The 4053-nt window shown below is 38.7% G+C and carries 5 protein-coding genes; all 5 read right to left on the bottom strand.

Annotated features, from left to right (window positions below):
• Positions 1-83: 83 nt before the first annotated feature.
• The 5 genes from ACX0G7_RS27115 to ACX0G7_RS27095 all read right to left on the bottom strand — a co-directional run bounded on the left by ACX0G7_RS27115 (position 84) and on the right by ACX0G7_RS27095 (position 3631).
• Positions 84-725 carry a hypothetical protein gene (locus ACX0G7_RS27115; protein WP_458926686.1) on the bottom strand — a complete coding sequence of 214 codons (642 nt, stop codon included), beginning with the start codon at positions 723-725 and terminating at the stop codon, positions 84-86.
• A gap of 45 nt (positions 726-770) precedes the next feature.
• Entirely contained in the window at positions 771-1838 is a 1068-nt protein-coding gene (locus tag ACX0G7_RS27110; RefSeq protein ID WP_458926685.1) for a hypothetical protein, read from the bottom strand.
• Between the two features lie 141 nt (positions 1839-1979).
• Positions 1980-2561 carry a hypothetical protein gene (locus ACX0G7_RS27105; RefSeq protein ID WP_458926684.1) on the bottom strand — a complete coding sequence of 194 codons (582 nt, stop codon included), beginning with the start codon at positions 2559-2561 and terminating at the stop codon, positions 1980-1982.
• A gap of 42 nt (positions 2562-2603) precedes the next feature.
• Positions 2604-3083, bottom strand: coding sequence for a hypothetical protein (locus ACX0G7_RS27100; protein ID WP_458926683.1), 480 nt, complete (start codon positions 3081-3083; stop codon positions 2604-2606).
• Between the two features lie 110 nt (positions 3084-3193).
• The gene (locus ACX0G7_RS27095; RefSeq protein WP_458926682.1) at positions 3194-3631 is read right to left on the bottom strand and encodes a hypothetical protein; all 438 of its coding nucleotides are present in this window, start codon (positions 3629-3631) and stop codon (positions 3194-3196) included.
• Positions 3632-4053 lie beyond the last annotated feature (422 nt).

Below are 4053 nucleotides of genomic sequence, written 5' to 3'. Positions count from 1 at the left end.
CCCTTCCACCTATCCTTTGCTTTCAAAGAAATATTTTAACTCACACGATACGTCTTATACATAGGATACCATGTTGTACGCCGCTATTGCCAGCTTACAAGCATTGTGTCAAATTGATTCCAATATATTGTATCGTTGTTAATGCGACCTGCTTTCGGAAACCGGATATCACGGTTTGTGAAGTTGCTGCTCAATATTAGCAAGGCATCGCCCCTTTTTTCATACTGGCCATAATAAATCGTCTGCTGACTTCTATCAAACTCAGTTAGTCGGAACCTATTATTCTCTTTGAACTCAATGGTGAAAACATTGTTTGCCCCTGGTAAAGTCGACACCTCAAAAATAGTTTTTGACCCATCTATGCTATGATGCTGAAATATAATAACACTAACGACTGCACAAAAAACTAACCCCACAGCTGTAACTCCATATTGATATACATTATTATCGGTTTGATAATATAAGGAATCGAGCAGGAAGGCAGCCAGGGTAAATAGAAGCAGTAGACCGAAGAATAAATATTGAATTTGATTAAAAATCCCCAAGAAATAGCCACCTAATGCGATCTTGATGGCAATAAATCCGGAGAACAATATTGCGATCCCAAAAAATATACGAAAGACAAGTTTCATACAGTGGCGTACAACGTAGAGGTATTGGCGAAGGCGGGCATAGCTTGCTGTTTTGTTCACAAGACACTGGCCGCCCGCTTTAGCCAATACCATGTTGGCTGCCGTTTGTTGCTATGGTAGCTGCCGTAAGTCGACTCGTCAATCTTTTTTTTCTTTCGGTTTTGTTCGAATAACAACGCCAAATATTTTGTCTGAAATATTATAATCGTTGTTTAATTTTTGTTTGTCAATTATTTTTAGGTCAATGAAATTTTTATCGTTGATTCCTGAAAGATCGCCTTCAAAGTTTGTTTTCAAAACCGTGTCATTTAGAATATAGATAACTGAACTATCGCTTTGTGGTGTCGGAAAGCTTTTTGAATAATCTGCTGATTTCGTTTTGAAATAGTTCCAATACCTATTTCTTGAAAATTTTTTAGTCTCAACATATACTGCACCGAATTTACCTTGTTCCCCCACAAGTTTAATTGCATTTATGTCCTTGTAAACTGTGACGACAGCAATGTCGGTCGGCTGGTACTCTTGCATTTCTAATCTTGTAACATTAGCGCTGTCAATAAAGAAAACTGGATCATTAAATAATTGTTTATAGCGTTCCTTTTTCTCAAATATTCGATAACAAGAAATCAGAAGGTCAACAGCTTCTATTGGTTTGTCATAATAAAATGCTTCATCGATGGGAAACTGTGGATGTTTGGTCGTGTCAATTTTGACGTAGAAAAATAATGTGTCATTTGCAAATTTCCAATAGTCAGAACAGCCTCGAGAACCCCATGTGTCTTTCAGTTTGGGATAAATATTGAAAACATCTTTCAGCCTTAAATTTCTCAAGTCTATTGGTGTACCGTCAGGCAAATTTCCTCTAAAGTTTTTCGTTAATCGAATTTTACTGACTTCATCCGAGGTTCCAGTTTTTTGAAATATCATTCCTGGAAAATTGTCAGAGTAATATCCTTTTCCATTTTCAAAACGACTGTCTTGTGAAATACATTTTTCTCCTAAATCCATTTCTTCAACTTCAATAGGTTTGAAGTCGTTACTCAGTTTTTTCAAGTCAAGCAACGTTGTTTGGCATAAGCAAATTCCGGAAATAGTAATTTTCTTCGCAAGTGAAGTGTCTAAAAATGTAGTTTGATTATTCGCCTGAGATTGTCCTTTTAAACAGCAAAGGGAAAGAAGAAAACTTAAAGCTATTTTGAATTTCATGGGTTCAATGTTATGGCAGCCAACGTGGAAGTATTGGCGAAAGGCGGGCAACACATGGTGCTGTGTTCGACATGGTCTCTGCCGCCCGCTTTTGCCAATACCATGTTGTGCGTTCGTGCTTGGTTCCACACCTTAAGTCGTTTACATTCCATTTTGTTGGTTCACTACTTTTTGCCTATCTGACATTATCAATTCGTCCATCGTCACAGGATCAAAATCGTCAGCCATAACAAAGAACTTAGTAGTCACGGTATTCTCTTCGCCATATACTTTGTCAATAGAAAACGTTTGTCCAGGTACACATTTGTCGATTTTATCAGCAAGCATATCTTTTAATTTTTTCAAATCCGCAATTGTCCCGCCGATAGCATTTCGATTAATTACACTTTGATCCTCCAGCGTAATAATTTTCAAATACATATATGGGCCATAGTGTTCATGTTCTGAAAAATGACTGTTATTTTCGTTATTTACATAGTCGTCAATCAGCTTTACAAAATTCAAAAGTCCCTGTTTATGTCCGAAAAACCTCCACTGGTTTACAGAAGCACGCTCATCAAAGTCATAATAAAAACCTAGCTGCCTCCATTCATCCACAATCATTTGGACAATATCAACTTTCCTGTCTGTCATATAAATTACATCGGTTTGTTTTGCTTCAGCATAACGCACAACGTGGAAGTATTGGCGAAGGCGGGCATAGCTTGATGTTGTGTTCAACACGATACTGGCGGCCCGCTTTTGCCAATACCATGTTGTACGAAGTCAAATTTGCCGCGTCATAGGAAACCACGACCTTTTTTCTCCTTTCATTGGCACCCGGTGATAACGAAGAAATTGTTTGATTACTTTCACTGATCTCAAATTATATTCCGTTACCTCTAGGGTCTTTCCAGATCTTAATTTCATAAGCAGGCCATCAAAACTAGCCAGTTTTGTGTAATGTTTTGTAAAATAGTAGCTCTCCACGTCTGAGCCATCTACATCAATCGATTTGTACAAATAGTAAAAGCGACACAATTTATTGTCAGGAGAAACCGTCACCCACAGAACCCCAAGAAGTGTCCAAATTAAATAAAGCGGAAACATAAAAAACAGTGCAAGTCCCAGCCAAGCTAACATATCGCTTTGACCAGAATGTGAGGCACGCAACGACTCTATGGGCCAAGAACACATATAAATAAAGACTGCTAGCAAAGGAACTCGCAGGAATAGCATCCATATGTTTGGCATGATAAGTTTCATAGATTTCGTACAACGGAAAAGTATTGGCGAAGGCGGGCAATGCTTGGTGTTTTAATTACCAGGGTATCGACGCCCGCTTTTGCCAATACGATGTTGTGCGTAGCCTTTTTTTAGGGGTGAAGTAGCATTTCTTTTTGTATAAACGCTATTCGCGTTTTTAGAAGCGCTGCATTTTCTTTCGTAGCTGGTTCATCGATTGGGTAACAGTCTGTCAAAGGCAACGACGACATCACATTGTCTGCCCACTCATTCATAAGCCTGCAGTAAGAATCTAGGGCCTCAATTCCTGTTTTATCTGATGAGTCGATGTAAACAGATGGTATATCACCTACTATTACCCAAATAAACTGATCAACATCAGACGCACTCGGTTCGATTTCGAATAAGAAGACGGCTACTTTATCATAAAATCCCGAGTCAAACCAGCAATTAATAACTTTTTTACACCAGGGAAAACTGGTGATGTACGCCTCAGCCTCCTCAGAGAGTTTAATGCGAGCTCGTAACTCGGCGATTTCGAGAAGGTTATCCGTGTCTATTTCTGCCATGTAATGATTGCTTTTGGTTACGCACAACGTGGAAGTATTGGCGAAGGCGGGCATAGTTTGATAGTTTGTTCCACATGTAAATGGCAGCCCGCTTTTGCCAATACCATGTTAGCGGTAGGCGGTTGCATTTAGGAAATTTCCATTAACCTTTGCAAGTTGCCTTCTTCGATTTTAAGTTTCACTTTTTCAATAAGTGCCTGAAGTGTTTCTCTTCTGTTATTTACAGACAAAAGCAGAAATATTTTCAAATCAAATCGGTCGAGATTTTGCTGATATCGCAGATTCTTATCCAGAGTGACAAAGATGTCAAATTCATTAAGAACAATTAATCCCAAAAGCTCGCCGTTTTTTTTCCAAGCCAACCCATATCGCGAACTGTCTTAACTTCTAAATCCTTTCCAAAGTCCGCCTGCAATTTTTTG

The sequence above is a fragment of the Flavitalea antarctica genome, from assembly GCF_054461535.1.
The sequence above is the reverse complement of the archived record's forward strand: the minus strand, read 5'-3'. Positions and strand labels throughout refer to the sequence as shown.